This is a genomic window from Spirosoma pollinicola, assembly GCF_002831565.1.
Taxonomy (GTDB): Bacteria; Bacteroidota; Bacteroidia; order Cytophagales; family Spirosomataceae; genus Spirosoma; species Spirosoma pollinicola.
This window is the reverse complement of sequence record NZ_CP025096.1, coordinates 1,976,986-1,991,218: the sequence shown is the minus strand read 5'-3', so window position 1 is coordinate 1,991,218 and position 14,233 is coordinate 1,976,986. Positions and strand designations below refer to the sequence as shown.

At 46.3% G+C, this 14,233-nt stretch carries 12 protein-coding genes; 9 read left to right on the top strand and 3 right to left on the bottom strand.

What is annotated here, in order from left to right:
- The first annotated feature begins 36 nt into the window (after nucleotides 1-36).
- The 9 genes from CWM47_RS08460 (at nucleotide 37) to CWM47_RS08415 (ending at nucleotide 11,258) form a co-directional block, all read left to right on the top strand.
- A complete protein-coding gene (locus CWM47_RS08460; protein ID WP_100987565.1) occupies nucleotides 37-1,089 on the top strand; it encodes a sugar phosphate isomerase/epimerase family protein in 1,053 nt (350 codons plus the stop codon).
- Between the two features lie 85 nt (nucleotides 1,090-1,174).
- Nucleotides 1,175-1,834 (top strand): AbiU2 domain-containing protein, encoded by a 660-nt coding sequence (locus tag CWM47_RS08455; RefSeq protein WP_100987564.1) that lies wholly within the window; start codon nucleotides 1,175-1,177, stop codon nucleotides 1,832-1,834.
- 42 nt (nucleotides 1,835-1,876) lie between these two features.
- Nucleotides 1,877-2,080 carry a hypothetical protein gene (locus CWM47_RS08450; protein ID WP_100987563.1) on the top strand — a complete coding sequence of 68 codons (204 nt, stop codon included), beginning with the start codon at nucleotides 1,877-1,879 and terminating at the stop codon, nucleotides 2,078-2,080.
- A gap of 111 nt (nucleotides 2,081-2,191) precedes the next feature.
- The gene (locus tag CWM47_RS08445; protein WP_100987562.1) at nucleotides 2,192-3,184 is read left to right on the top strand and encodes a phosphotransferase enzyme family protein; all 993 of its coding nucleotides are present in this window, start codon (nucleotides 2,192-2,194) and stop codon (nucleotides 3,182-3,184) included.
- Between the two features lie 193 nt (nucleotides 3,185-3,377).
- The gene (locus tag CWM47_RS08440) at nucleotides 3,378-5,459 is read left to right on the top strand and encodes a tetratricopeptide repeat-containing sensor histidine kinase (RefSeq protein ID WP_100987561.1); all 2,082 of its coding nucleotides are present in this window, start codon (nucleotides 3,378-3,380) and stop codon (nucleotides 5,457-5,459) included.
- Between the two features lie 324 nt (nucleotides 5,460-5,783).
- Nucleotides 5,784-6,557: a response regulator gene (locus tag CWM47_RS08435; RefSeq protein WP_100987560.1), complete on the top strand. Its 774-nt coding sequence runs from the start codon at nucleotides 5,784-5,786 to the stop codon at nucleotides 6,555-6,557.
- Between the two features lie 402 nt (nucleotides 6,558-6,959).
- Nucleotides 6,960-8,492: a T9SS type B sorting domain-containing protein gene (locus CWM47_RS08425; RefSeq protein WP_100993790.1), complete on the top strand. Its 1,533-nt coding sequence runs from the start codon at nucleotides 6,960-6,962 to the stop codon at nucleotides 8,490-8,492.
- Between the two features lie 71 nt (nucleotides 8,493-8,563).
- Nucleotides 8,564-9,349, top strand: a complete 786-nt coding sequence (locus tag CWM47_RS08420; RefSeq protein WP_240625781.1) for a ThuA domain-containing protein — start codon at nucleotides 8,564-8,566, stop codon at nucleotides 9,347-9,349.
- Between the two features lie 64 nt (nucleotides 9,350-9,413).
- Nucleotides 9,414-11,258 (top strand): glycoside hydrolase family 9 protein, encoded by a 1,845-nt coding sequence (locus CWM47_RS08415; RefSeq protein WP_100987558.1) that lies wholly within the window; start codon nucleotides 9,414-9,416, stop codon nucleotides 11,256-11,258.
- 8 nt (nucleotides 11,259-11,266) lie between these two features.
- Here CWM47_RS08415 and CWM47_RS08410 read toward each other — a convergent pair whose 3' ends face one another.
- The 3 genes from CWM47_RS08410 to msrA form a co-directional block, all read right to left on the bottom strand.
- A complete protein-coding gene (locus tag CWM47_RS08410; protein WP_100987557.1) occupies nucleotides 11,267-11,881 on the bottom strand; it encodes a hypothetical protein in 615 nt (204 codons plus the stop codon).
- A 68-nt stretch (nucleotides 11,882-11,949) separates the two neighbouring features.
- Nucleotides 11,950-13,158, bottom strand: coding sequence for an MFS transporter (locus CWM47_RS08405; protein ID WP_100987556.1), 1,209 nt, complete (start codon nucleotides 13,156-13,158; stop codon nucleotides 11,950-11,952).
- An 85-nt stretch (nucleotides 13,159-13,243) separates the two neighbouring features.
- A complete protein-coding gene (gene msrA, locus CWM47_RS08400) occupies nucleotides 13,244-13,906 on the bottom strand; it encodes a peptide-methionine (S)-S-oxide reductase MsrA (protein ID WP_100987555.1) in 663 nt (220 codons plus the stop codon).
- Nucleotides 13,907-14,233 lie beyond the last annotated feature (327 nt).

Below are 14,233 nucleotides of genomic sequence, written 5' to 3'. Positions count from 1 at the left end.
CTCTTTCACTCTTTCACTCTTTCGCTCTTTATCGATATGAAAACAATGAAAGGTCCGGGCATTTTCCTTGCCCAGTTTCTGGGCGATACGGCCCCATTTAATTCGCTTGAAACGATTGCCAAATACATGGCCGATCTGGGCTACAAAGGTATCCAGATTCCAACCTGGGACTCCCGTTTGATCGACCTGAAGCAAGCGTCTGAAAGCCTGACGTATTGCGACGAGCTAAAAGGCAAACTTAAGGATATCGGCGTTGAAATCACCGAACTTGCCACGCACCTGCAAGGGCAACTCGTAGCCGTTCACCCTGCGTATGGCCCCATGTTCGATGGCTTCGGTCCGGCCGAGTTGGCGGGTAAGCCAAAAGATCAACAAGCCTGGGCTGTTGATCAGTTGATGATGACCGCCAAAGCCAGCAAGAACCTTGGTCTGGTAGCCAGTCCAACCTTTTCGGGCGCTTTGTTATGGCCATTCGTTTACCCCTGGCCGCAACGCCCGGCGGGTCTGGTCGAGACAGGATTCAAAGAACTTGCCGACCGTTGGTTGCCGATCCTGAATGCCTACGACGAAGCGGGTGTCGATCTTGCCTATGAGCTTCACCCTGGCGAAGATCTGCACGATGGTATCACCTTCGAGATGTTCCTCGAAAAAGTGGGCAATCACCCCCGTGCCGGTATCAACTACGATCCGAGCCATTTTGTGCTGCAACAGCTTGACTACCTGCAATTCATTGACTTCTACCACGAGCGTATTTTCGCCTACCATGTGAAAGATGCCGAGTTTAACCCAACGGGTAAGCAGGGTGTATATGGCGGGTATCAGGGTTGGGTTGAGCGGGCTGGCCGATTCCGTTCGCTGGGCGATGGTCAGGTAGATTTTGCTGGTATCTTCTCTAAACTAGCGCAGTACGACTACGACCGCTGGGCTGTTCTGGAATGGGAATGTGCCATCAAACACCCGGAGCAGGGAGCCGCCGAAGGAGCACCGTTTATTTCGGATCACATCATCCGCGTTACCGAACGGGCATTCGACGACTTCGCCGGAACTGGTGCTGATGATGCTTTCAATAAGAAAGTATTGGGATTATAAGATTGAACTACTATGTAGAATTTTGTGGTGTCGGGTCCTCAGACCCGACACTTTTTGTTTCTTACTATCTATATATATACTAGCAATGTTAGAACTTCAGGAGATCAAAGCATTTTTAGAAGATCAAAGTAATTTAATAATTGATCTAAATATTTCTGCCAAAAATATGAATAGACTATTCATTGATAAATACGAATTTGAGGGAAAAATTAAAGAACATGGTTTTTTTCAACATCATATATATCAATTAAAGTTTATATCTGTTATTCAGCTTTCTAAACTGTTCAGTCCTAAGAAAAACGAAAAAAGGAGCTTTCATAGACTATGCAATAAGTTAGAAACATCAGAATATGGAGCTAGTTTGAAAGAACTATTTGAAAGCAACCAAGATAAATTAACTGAAGAGGTGAAGGGGAAATCTGAAGTTGTAGGCTTAGTTGTTGAAGTTAGAAGCCTATTAAGCTCTCATAATGAATTGATTAATAGAGTCATTGCATTGAGGGACCAAGTTTACGCACACATAGACAAAAAATCCAAAACTCAATATATTACAATGGATGAAATTGAAATATTAGTTGAACTTGCTAATAAAGTTTATAATTTGATCCGGTTGAGAATATTTTTCTGGCAGACTAGATTTGAGCATATTGAGGATTGGAGCATAGATTATGTACTATTGTCAATGTCAGAGAATAAGAAGAGAGATATTGAAAAAATCCGACTAAAGAAAGGGCTTGATTTATAACAAAATTCTCTAAATTGTTTAAAAAATTAATACACAAACACGATGGCTGGTCAAGGTTCGGGTGGTAATGTACTCGCTGCTCTTTGTAGCTTCTTTATTCCGGGCTTAGGGCAACTTCTGCAAGGCCGTTTGCTGATGGCGATTCTGCAATTTATTCTGGCCGGTGCCCTTTGGTTTTTCCTGATGGGATGGATCATTCATCTGTGGTCAATTATAGATGCCGCCCGGTACAGTCCTGCTAATTGAGCAGCATATCAGCTCCGATAATTACACTACCATTTTTTGCCCGAATAGACTTAGCCTTTTCTTTAAACGGGGCTAACGTAATACGCTTGTGAATTTTTTTACGGCCCGCTCATGTCCACCTTCCCGGTAACCTCATCCATTTTATCGAAAACACACCTCGCTCAATTTCTACAGCGTGCATATAACTTATCGCCAACGGCAACGTGCCAGTTAGTAAAAGCCGGTGTAAACCATTCGTATCTGGTTACCGGTGGATTGACGAAGGCGATCTTTCGGGTGTACAGCCTGAACTGGCGAACGGAAACCGACATTGGCGAAGAAATAAAACTATTAACGCTGCTACAAGAAAACGGTCTGCCTGTTTCCTATACCTTGGCCGACGCAGCGGGGAAGTATATTCAGGAAATAGCCGCGCCCGAGGGCAAGCGATTTGGCGTTCTGTTCTCGTTTGCCGAAGGCGAAAAACTGTTGACCTTCTCCGCTGATCTCCATTATAAACTTGGGCAGATTATGGCGCGGTTTCATCAGCTCACGCATAACCTGACACTAGACCGCGTAACATACACGCCCCAACGTTTACTGGTTGATTCTCTGAAGCAGTTGGCGTTATTTCTTCCAGCGAATACGCCCGAAATGCGATTTATGTTGGATACCCAACGATACCTGTTAGCTGAGTTTGCGGGTATCGATTTAACGAAAACACGGCAGGGAGTGGTGCATTTAGACATCTGGTTCGATAACCTCAATATTGACAAAGACGGGCAGATAACCCTCTTCGATTTTGATTTCTGCGGGAATGGCATGCAGTGTCTCGACATTGCGTATTACATTTTGCAGATTCATAGTACAGAAACCGACGAGAATGAATTCAGGCAAAAGAAAGAAAGTTTTCTGGCTGGATACGAGTCGATTACCAAAATCAGCGATGAAGAAAAAAGACTGTTGCCCATGTTAGGGTTGAGTGTGTATTTCTTTTATTTGGGCGTTCAAATGCAGCGATTTGACGATTGGTCGAATACGTTTCTGAATGAGCTGTACTTGAAACGGTTTATTAATCTGCGCGTAAAACGCTGGGCCGATTTTAATAAACTGAATGCAAAATGATGCCAACGGTGCTAAACAGGCTATAAAAGCTTGTAAACGCCAGTGAATCAGCACAAAAAATATAAGTAAGTCCCATTTTCGATTACATACGTTAACCACCGGACAACTTAAATTTTGTCGTATCTTTCCCTGTAGTTATACAATAGCATAACGAATAGTGCCTCTTTTACTCAATAACGTTTCGTTCTTCAGTATGAAAAGACATTTGGGGGTTCTGGGTTGCCTGCTGGCACTTATACTGATAATAAACTACCCTGCTCAGGCCCAGCGTCGCTTGATTGACAGTCTTAAAACGACACTGAGACAGAAAATGCCCGATACAGCCCGGGCAGCCACGTACTACGATATCGCAAATACCTTCTACAAACAAAGCCAGCTCGATTCGGCGCTGTACTATCTGAAACCCATGTTAAGTCACTGCCAGCGGACACATTATCTGGCTGGGTTAGGGGATTACAATTTGCTTACATCGGTCGTACGATTGCATCAGGGCTTATTCGAAGAGTCAATCTTATGTGCTCAGGCAGCTATAAATTATTTTACGAGGTGTCATAAGCTTGGTTCAGTGGCGAAAGTGTACCATAACCTGGGGTTGCTCTACAAAACGATGGGCGAAGACCAGAAGGTACGCGCTCACCTCGAAAAGGGACGCTCCTATATGTTTCAGGCTATCAGTATTAATCAAGCGTTGAAGGCGAACCGATTTCTGGCTGAAAACTACGTTAATCTGGGCATCATTTACGAAGACCTGGGTGAGTTTGAAAGAGGAAAAGACTGTTTCTTTAAAGCACTGGTTATCAACGACGCGATTCATGCCAAACCAGAAGCTTACCGGGTTATTTATAATGATCTTGGTAAAAACTATACGGTGCAGGGTCAGTATGATCAGGCCATTGTGTATCTGAACAAAGCATTGGCTATCAATCTGGATCTGAACCGAACAACCAGTCTTGTACATAACTACCGCAACTTGTCGACTGCCTACCTGGCCCTGAAAAAGCCTGAACAGGCCATAAAATATGGTGAAAAAGCAATAGCCCTCGTCGAAACCAGTAAGGACGCGCCCTTGACCCGGTCTGTGTATAAAATGATGTCGCAGATGTATGCAAGCACGGGGAAATATGATAAGGCCTATTATTACAGTGTACAGCAGAAACGAATCGAAGATTCGTTGATGAACCTTGACAAAACACGTACGATAGCACGCCTTGAAGGTCAGTATACCCTAAAAAAAGCCAATGAATTAGCCACTATTCAGGCAAATCTGGCTTTGGCTAAGGCTCGGGAAATTGCGCGGATCGAGTCGATCAAAGAGAAAGAGATTGCGGCTATTCAGGCTGAAAAAAGTCGACGAATCGAGCAGATACGAGCCGCTGCCGATATTGAAAAAACACGGGCCATAGCCGAGGTTCAGGCTAAGTACGAAACGCAGAAACGCATTAATCAAATTTCAATTCTCGATCAGCAAAGCCAGCAGCAGACACGAAAAGTTCAATATATGGCGGGTATCCTGGGGCTACTGGGGCTGTTGCTAAGTATTTTAGTAGGTTTGTACTGGGCGTTGCGCAGGGCAAATCGGCGATTGTCTGCTCAAAATGAGATTATTACGAGCAATAGCAAACAACTTGTCAGCCAGTCTGACCAGTTGCGTACGCTGATGAAAGAATTGCATCACCGGGTTAAAAATAATTTAGCCATTGTGTCGAGCCTGCTTACTTTACAGGCGAATGGCCTGACAGATGAGAAAGCTATACAGGCCCTTCGGAAAGGACAGCAACGTGTACAGGCCATGTCGCTCATTCACCAGCGGTTGTACCAGACCGATAAGGTAACTATCGTTAATATACGCGAATACCTCACCGATCTGGCCGAAAGTCTTATGCAGGCTTACGGCTATGAACCTGCCACCTTCGACCTTCAGGTTGATGTAGCGCTGGAAGAGCTTGATGTCGATGTAGCGATGCCGCTTGGATTAATCGTAAACGAACTGATAACAAATTCGTTTAAGTATGCCTTTGCACATCAGGAGCGCCCGTTCCTGCGCATTAAACTGGATTATGCGGATGGCTCCTCACACCCTGGTATTACACTGGAAGTGCAGGATAATGGTCCCGGTATAAAAACCACCGATTGGCATACATCAGGCAACCGAGCATCTTTCGGAAGACGTCTGGTCACTTCGCTCACCGAGCAGTTAGAAGGTCAATTTGAGTTGTATAGCAACAATGGTACCTTATGCCGACTGCATATACCACAAACCCGTGTGGCGGCCTGAGACCATAGCAGAGAAACACCAACGAAGTCTTCCCTGGATTCGCTTTCCCGTCCACACAGAGTATAGGTTAATATACGCACACAGTGTCGGGCCGTATTCTAACAACATGCAACAATATAAGTTAATATATTGTTTTAGACAGGCATTCGGTGCCATTTACGCATTTTCGAGACCAATGGGTAAATATACTCGCTGACTGACACACCTATTTTCTAAGTTGCCGTGCTGGAAAATAATGTACACGAAACAAGGGTTAGTTATAAATCCTTGTTTCGATAGCGCTTAACGTTAGACCTGATCCATCCCGAAAAACCGAAACCTTTAATGAACAGTGACGAACGTATACATATATTAATAGTTGAAGATGAGGGTATTCTGGCTATGGAATTGAGCGATAGCCTGGAAGCCGACGGCTACTTCATTGTAGGAATTGCTAACAATGGCCGGAAAGCACTCGATTTGTTTCAGCGGCAACGGGTTGATTTACTGCTTTGTGATGTTACGATCAAAGGCGATTGGGACGGCATCGAAACCGTTCGACGAATGACTGCTGAACGCCCCATCCCTGTCATTTATTTAACCGCTCTTACCGACCGAGAAACGCTGGAACGGGCTAAACAAACATACCCAGCGGCTTATGTGAATAAACCCTACCAACTGGCTAGCCTGAGAACTGCTATCGAGCTGGCGATCCATAATTTTGGCCAGCGCATAAAACCTGTTCCGGTAGCAGCTATGCCTCTGGAACGGGGCGCAACACGAGACCGGGAATCAATTTTACAAATCAATGACCACTTATTTGTCAAACAGAATTACCAGTTCGTCAAGATAAATACGGGTGATTTACTATATCTGGAAGCTGATAACGTGTACACAACCCTTGTTACGGCCAATCGAAAATATGTCATTCGGTTAACTTTGAGTGGCATTCTGGAACGCATGAATCTGCCTGCGTTGGTTCGTATTCATCGATCGTATGCTGTCAACATTCATAAAGTGGATTCGTTTAACGATGTTGAATTAAGTATCGGCACACAATCATTGCCGTTAAGCCGGAGCTACAAGGAAGACTTTTTACAGCGATTTAATCATTACTGACGAGCGTATGCTGTATACAAGCAACCTGTTTCGATCAACTTTCTGATAGTTGAAAAACTGTTCACATCTTAATTTGGCCAGTTCACTTACCAATTACTGTTGTCCACTGCTTTTTTCGGGCGAATAGTAGGCACACCCGTTACTTTTATTGAGTCATTTACACAAACCTTCCTCTTGCTGAACCAGGTTTGCCTCTGGGCAAACACTGGTTCAGTACCAAATAAAAGATATACCTCCACACCGTGCGAGCCACTCTCTATAAGGGTGGCTCGCGGCTTTTGTGCCAATTGACAAGCAACCTTACCCGCCCATCTTCCGTATTGGGAAAAAACCTGTATCTTAGATACCCCTTGTTTGGTCGTTCGACAATCGATGCCATCCCAAGGCAATGGCATTTGGGCTATGCAAAACGGATATAGTTGGCTGCTGGTTTGGTTTATACTATTTCTTCCTAAACTGGCTGTAGGGCAAAACCTCATTCCCAATGGTGGCTTTGAAACGTATCGTAATTGCCCGCATCAGCAAAATCAACTCGTAGAAGCGACACCCTGGTATAATCCTACGAAAGCTACCCCTGATTTTTTTCACGATTGTTTTTCGTCGGCGCAAATGCTCATGCGTCCCCATTCGGGCCAGGGTTTGGGACAATTGTTTTATGCCGAAGGCTTCAATGAATATATGGGCGTTCGCCTGAAAAAGCCGCTTAAAGCCAATGATTGCTACTATTTCGAGATGTTTATCGCGACCGATTCGCCCGGTAAATACCTGACAGAAACGATGGGCGCTTATTTTTCGGTCAATCCGGCCATTGACCGCACAACAACCGACCGATTGCCGGTGCGCCCGCAAATTCTGGATACCCAACCTCAAAATACCATTGCTCGCTTACAGTGGCAACGCATCTCCGGTTTTTTACTGGCCAAAGGGGGGGAAGAATATGTAACAATCGGCAGCTTTTATAAGGATGCCCCTTTTCTGGGCTATTCCAACTATTTAGTTATCGACGATATTTCACTGGTTCCCATTACTCTTGACCTGGGCAAAGACACTACGCTTTGCGGTCATAAAAGTACGCTGTTGCTCGATGGCACAACGCCAGGGGCCTCTTACTACTATTGGAGTGATGGTAGTACCAACCCTACGCTGCTGGTAACCAAGCCAGGTAAATACTCCGTAACAGCCGTAACAACCTGCAAAACGCTGACCGATACCATCACCGTCGACTACTCGCTCGACTTCGAACTGGGAGCCGACACCACAATTTGCAACGGGCAAACACTCGCGCTGAATGTTCCGGCCAGTGCTACATCAGCGTATCGATGGCAGGATGGTTCCCGGAAAAATACCTTCACGGTCAGGCAGGAGGGTCAATATAGTATTCAGGTAACACAGGCCAGTTGTGTAGCGGCAGATACGATTCAGGTACACTATGTCAAGCGTCCTCAACTGGAATTAGGGCCCGATCAGGAGCTATGTGGAGCGGAATTATTTACGATTAAGCCAACGGTTGCCGAGGGTAAGTTTAGTTGGCTGGACCAGGTTGCTGGTGTTGACCGAACAGTTAGTAGTTCGGGTGTGTACAAAGCCTCTGTTCAAAATGATTGCGCTACCGTTACGGACTCGGTCATGATCGATTATGGCGCCTGCGATTGCGTGTTGTATGCGCCCAACACGTTTACGCCCAATGGCGATGGGCAGAATGATATCTTTCTGGCGTATGCCTGCGGTGATATTACAATTACATCGCTCCTCATTTTCAACCGTTGGGGGGAGGTTATTTTTCAGGCTAAAACTGCGCCGTTTGAGTGGGATGGCTATTATCACGGCGAACGTTGCGATACGGGCGTGTATGCCTGGAGTATACAATACCGGCTAAATCAACATGGAAAGGTAAAGTCTGGTCAAAAGCAGGGGCCGCTCAGTTTGATTCGTTGAAAATTGGGTGTCAACTACTGTTTTTCTATGAAGGTTCGTTTGTTTGTGTGTTTCTTTGCCCTTATTCATGGATGATGAAATACCTTATGCGACGGGTCGGTTTATTTACGCTTCTGCTTAGTATTGGTTTCTGTGGTTTAACGATTGGGCAGGTAAAGAAACCTCGATTTCGCGTACTGGCTATAGCCGAAGCGGGCGGTATTCATGCGCCTTTCGTGTCGGCCGCAAAAACATGGCTCGCAAACGAAGCGGCTGAGAATAACTTCACAATCGATTACATCGAAAACACGGAGCCTATTAATGATGCGTTTCTGGCTCGTTACCAATTATTTATCCAACTGAATTACCCGCCTTACATGTGGAGCGACACCGCAAAAGCGGCCTTCCAGAAATACATTATTGAAGGAAAAGGCGGCTGGATTGGCTTTCACCACGCTACCTTACTGGGCGAGTTTGATGGATATCAGATGTGGCCCTGGTTTTCCGATTTTATGGGTGGAATTCGCTATAAAAATTACATTGCCAGTTTCGCTAAAGCAACCGTTCATGTAGAAGCGAAAAAGCACCCTGTCATGAAAGGCGTACCGGTTGCCTTTGAGGTGCAGAAAGAGGAGTGGTATACCTATGATAAAAGCCCACGCCCTAATGTAAATGTGCTGGCCACTGTCGATGAGTCAACCTACTCGCCTGACTCAGAACTCAAAATGGGCGACCACCCGGTCGTATGGTCTAATGAGCGCATGAAGGCGCGTAACGTTTACATTTTCATGGGCCATCACCCCAACTTACTTCAAAATCAGGCGTTCTTGACCATCTTCCGAAATGCAATCTTTTGGGCAGCGGGCACAAAAAAGTAACTGCTTCTTTCTTGCCTATAATTGTCAACCGATCATACACCCTCATCTAATTACCCAGAAGTCAATGCGTTATCACTCCGCAAAAAAACTACTTTTATTTCTGCTTATTCATAGTTCATACGTGCTCAACGCGCAATCTGTCAAGGTTTTAACTAATCAGGTGGGTTATGAGGGGAGTAAGGCCAAGCGAGCGGTTATCATGGCCGAACAACACGTTTCAATTCCAACGTTTCAACTCATCAACACGTCAACTGCCAACGTTGTCTATTCCGGAAAACCTGTATTTAGCGGCCCCGTAAATAAGTGGAAAAACTGGCTTTTCTGGACAATCGATTTCAGCGACTATACTACTGAAGGAACCTACCAGGTTCAGGTTATGGCGCAAGGTAAGCCTGTCTCGTCCTATCCATTTTCGATCAGTAAAAATGTATTGGAACAATTTACTTTGTCGGATGTAGTCTACTATTTCAAAGGCCAGCGCAGCTCGGGATTATTGGATAAAGCCGATCATAAATTAATATTGGCAGGGCGCCCTTCCGACACGCTCGATGTACACGGTGGCTGGTACGATGCTACCGGCGATTACGGCAAGCACTTGTCACATCTGACGTTCACGTCGTATTTTAATCCCCAGCAAATCTCGCTGACAGCCTGGAGTTTACTGAAAACACATGCTCAATTGACCAAGCGGACAGGTACGGATTTTCGGCAGTATACACGCCGGTTGCTTGACGAAGCCATGTATGGGGCCGATTATCTGGTGCGGGTGCAGGCTAAAGATGGCTCGTTTTACCGGTCCGTAAAAGCACCAGGGCCGGGTAAGTTGGCAAAAGATCGTGTCATACAGGCAGAGGATAAAGCATACCGAATTAAACAAACTAAAGATCAAACCCTTGCCAGCGCAACCGACGAAACGAACTGGCGAAACTACCAGGTTAGCTACCGGTCGGGTGGTGGGCTGGCGATTGCTTCTCTGGCAATGGCATCGACTTATGCTGGCGAACTATCGGGAGATTTCAGCCCCGCCGACTACCGGAAAGCAGCCGAGGATGCCTTTGCCTTTCTGGAAAAAGAAAACGTAACCATGACCAATGATGGCAAAGAAAACATCGTTGATGACTACTGTGCTTTGAGTGCAGCGACTGAATTATATAAGGCCACGCAAAAAAATAATTATAGGCAAGCCGCTGATAAACGGGCACAGCAGCTTCTGAATCGACTTTCGTCCTGGAAAAACTATAAAGATTATTGGCGGGCCGATGAGCAGGACAGACCGTTTTTTCACCCTTCAGATGCTGGGTTGCCCTTAATTAGTCTGGTGTATTATTACCCGCTGGCAACTTCCGATATGCAGCAAAAAATCAAGCAGGTCATCAAACTGTCGATCCAGCATGAACTGTCCATCACGCACGAAGTCAAGAATCCCTTTGGCTATAGTCGGCAACTGGTGCAGGATACAGTAGGCAACCGACGCAGCACGTTTTTCTTTCCGCACGGCAGCGAAGCGTCCCCCTGGTGGCAGGGCGAAAACGCCCGAATTGCATCAATGGCAACGGCGGCCCGGTTGGCGGCTACACTGTTTGAAGATGACAAACTCCTTCGTACTCAGTTAGAAGGGTTTGCGATGGATCAATTAAACTGGATATTGGGGATGAATCCGTATGACGCCTGTATGCTGCAAGGGGCCGGGCATAACAACCCGACTTACGGATTTTTTGGCACTTTTGAATATACGAATGCGCCAGGTGGTATCGTGAATGGGATCACATCCGGTATGACGAATGAAGACGATATTGATTTTAACTTGTCATATAAAATGACCGGGAAGGATAGCGACTGGCGATGGGCCGAACAATGGTTACCACATGCGGCTTGGTATCTGCTGGCCGTAGCAGTCAACGAAGAGTAATAAAACACTTAAAACTCGATTCCTTCTTCGTGTAATAAATCAGCCAGATTCAGAACCACATCGTCCAGAACGGGTACGGTTGCATCCCAGTTTTGAATTAACCAGGGCGAAGTGCGTGTGGCCACAACTATCTTTTTGGGCTGGGTGGTAATCCAGATGACGGTCTCGACGCCAAAGGCGAGCAAACGCTCTGTTTTCTCATATACGTACCCCGACTCTTTCCCTTCAAATTGGCCTGGTTCAATACGTACGTCTACTTCAATAGCGATTTTAGGCGGTATGTCGAAATACTTATCCGTCAGTGTCAGACCGGTGGATTTATCGAAAATGGCAATGTCGTTGGAAAGATCAGTCCCCCTGTCGAGGTGAATACCCGACTCATTAGTTGCCAGTAAATAGTGTTTTCGGTCAATGTGCGTGAATAGAAAGCCATGTATTAGTGATACAAGTATGGCTTGTAATGAACTACTTCCCATAATTTCGGCAGGCGTTTTTTTTCCGGTGGTTACGTCACGGTAACCACGGTAATACAGCGCACGCCCATTGAGCGTCTCGTAAATCAGGTAGGCTGGTACCCCCGATTTCGTTCGCTTTTTCGGTGCTGTTGCAACGGCTACTGTCATGGATTCGTTAATTACGTTTGGTGAACAATAGGACACATTTTTTGGACAGGATTACAAATGGGCCGCCTTCAAAACAGCTTAACTACTTTGGCCAGTCCTGCCGAGATGAGCAAAATAACGGCCACGAACCCCAACCCATAATACAAACCAAAAGCTTCGGCTACGAAGCCAATAATGGGTGGTCCGGCCAGAAAGCCAATAAAGCTAAACGTTGCAAAGGTAGCCAGGCCCGCTGCGGGTGGAATGCCCGGCACGCGCATGGAAGCCGCATATAAAACCGGCGCCCCAAGCGAACAGCCTGCCCCCAGTAAGCCGAATCCGATCAGAGCAGTTGACGGATAGGGGAGGGCAATGGCAAACAGTAGCCCCAAAGCGGCCACCACACCGCCAACTTGCAGCCAGCGTTTGGCGCCAATTCGTGGGATGATAGCGTCGCCTAGGAAGCGAAAACTGGTCATTGTCAGCGAAAAAGCACCAAAACCCAGTGCAGCAATCTGACTACTGGCACCGAGCGTTTCGCGCAGGTAAACCGCGCTCCAATCGAAGGCAGCGCCTTCGCCCATAGCCAATGCCAGGCCAATGAAAATCATTAGCAGCAAGTCAAGGTTTGGTTTTACAAACGACGAACCGGCTTTTTCGCCCGTTTCTGTCCGGCTGCTCGACGGTATTTGCGCCAGTACCGGTTGCAGCACAAACGTCATGATCAATATCAGCCCGGCCATAACAGCAATGTGTATCGGTGGCGACACATGGAGGGCAATAACGGCTCCGGCAATGCCCGAACCAAAAAGACCGCCCAAACTCCACATGCCATGACACGACGACATGATCACGATGCCCTGCGTGCGCTCAATATTTGTGGCTGTGGTATTCATCGCCACATTGATCAGGGCGGCATTCAGCCCCATTAAAAATAGACCAACCGCCAGAACCGCCGGATTGGGGGCATTAAGCGGAATACAAACAGCCAGCGTTAAGCCCACTGCCGACCAGAAACAGGCCCGTGCTTCGCCAAGTCTGGCAATGATCCAGCCCGTTAGTGGGTTCATGACCAGCAAGCCGATTGGCATGGCAAACAGTGTAAGACCTAGTTCAGCATCCGAAAGTTGAAGTTTGGCTTTTACAAACGGAATGTGCGCCACCCAGCTACCGAAAAGGATACTGTCGGAGGCAAAGACCAACCCGACCGCCACTGCCTGTCGGTTCAAAAAGAACGTCAGTAAGTTTTGGATGAAGCGGTTTTTATGTGATTTAGGTAAAGAGGTAGATGTATTCATATTGCAAAAATAGCCGGTTCGAACCGGCTATTTTCATAATCTATTATCCTGTACTAATGCTGTATTGCCGGTTTGTTATTAATAATCAGTCATTCATTGTTAACGACGTATTATTTTTAAGATGCCCTACCATTGCCTTCCGTAACTTTTCAACTTTAGGCAACGAAACACTCTGGATGTAAGGCTGATTTGGATGCAGAGCGAAGTAATTCTGGTGGTAATTCTCAGCGGGGTAAAAAGCCGTCAAGGGTGTCACCTCTGTTACAACCCGGTTGGCATAATGTTTCGACTCATTGGTGCGTTTGATCGCGTCCATAATAGCCGTTTTTTCAGCAGGCGTCCGGTAGAATGCCACTGACCGGTAATCACGACCTACGTCAGGCCCCTGACGGTTCAGCGTGGTGGGGTCGTGGCCAGCGAAAAAAGCGTCAAGCAGTTCAGCATAACTAATGACTTTAGGGTCGTAGTAAACCTGCACAGATTCGGCATGACCGGTTTCATCGGTACCAACTTGTTCGTAGGTCGGATTTTTAACGTTTCCTCCGGCATAACCGGAAATCACTTCCCGAACCCCTTTGAGCTGGTTCATACCTTCCTCCAAAGCCCAGAAGCAGCCGCCCGCAAAGGTTGCCACCGCTTCACCATTTTTTAACTCAGGAAGTTTAGCGGGTGTATAGTCTTTCGATTGGCCCTGTGCGCATCCTGCCATCAATAGCAGGCTGAGCGCCAATATGTGAATTCGTTTCATGTCGTTTTGTGAAGTAGTATGTTGCTATATAAACGATTGAAAATGAATTACAGTTTCTTTGGTAAAATTGTTACACAGAGATGCACGGAGAAAAACGGAGATACACAGAGTTTCTATAATTTTTTCTTTGTGTATCTCCGTTTTTCTCCGTGCATCTCTGTGTAACAATACTCATATACTATGAAACGTCAATTAAAAAAAATAGAGCCCGAAGCAGGGAGCTTATTCAAGGTAATGCATCATACCGAGCCGGAGACCTCCTCTTAACGGGGTGACATTTCATGCCGATGGACTTTGTACCAGCCTTTGCAGGGGATATAAAATAAA

Bases quoted from the DNA above. Each gene is read 5' to 3' on its own strand.
- CWM47_RS08460 (WP_100987565.1), top strand. From the start codon at position 37: ATGAAAACAATGAAAGGTCCGGGCATTTTCCTTGCCCAGTTTCTGGGC.
- CWM47_RS08455 (WP_100987564.1), top strand. From the start codon at position 1,175: ATGTTAGAACTTCAGGAGATCAAAGCATTTTTAGAAGATCAAAGTAAT.
- CWM47_RS08450 (WP_100987563.1), top strand. From the start codon at position 1,877: ATGGCTGGTCAAGGTTCGGGTGGTAATGTACTCGCTGCTCTTTGTAGC.
- CWM47_RS08445 (WP_100987562.1), top strand. From the start codon at position 2,192: ATGTCCACCTTCCCGGTAACCTCATCCATTTTATCGAAAACACACCTC.
- CWM47_RS08440 (WP_100987561.1), top strand. From the start codon at position 3,378: ATGAAAAGACATTTGGGGGTTCTGGGTTGCCTGCTGGCACTTATACTG.
- CWM47_RS08435 (WP_100987560.1), top strand. From the start codon at position 5,784: ATGAACAGTGACGAACGTATACATATATTAATAGTTGAAGATGAGGGT.
- CWM47_RS08425 (WP_100993790.1), top strand. From the start codon at position 6,960: ATGCAAAACGGATATAGTTGGCTGCTGGTTTGGTTTATACTATTTCTT.
- CWM47_RS08420 (WP_240625781.1), top strand. From the start codon at position 8,564: ATGATGAAATACCTTATGCGACGGGTCGGTTTATTTACGCTTCTGCTT.
- CWM47_RS08415 (WP_100987558.1), top strand. From the start codon at position 9,414: ATGCGTTATCACTCCGCAAAAAAACTACTTTTATTTCTGCTTATTCAT.
- CWM47_RS08410 (WP_100987557.1), bottom strand. From the start codon at position 11,881: ATGACAGTAGCCGTTGCAACAGCACCGAAAAAGCGAACGAAATCGGGG.
- CWM47_RS08405 (WP_100987556.1), bottom strand. From the start codon at position 13,158: ATGAATACATCTACCTCTTTACCTAAATCACATAAAAACCGCTTCATC.
- msrA (WP_100987555.1), bottom strand. From the start codon at position 13,906: ATGAAACGAATTCACATATTGGCGCTCAGCCTGCTATTGATGGCAGGA.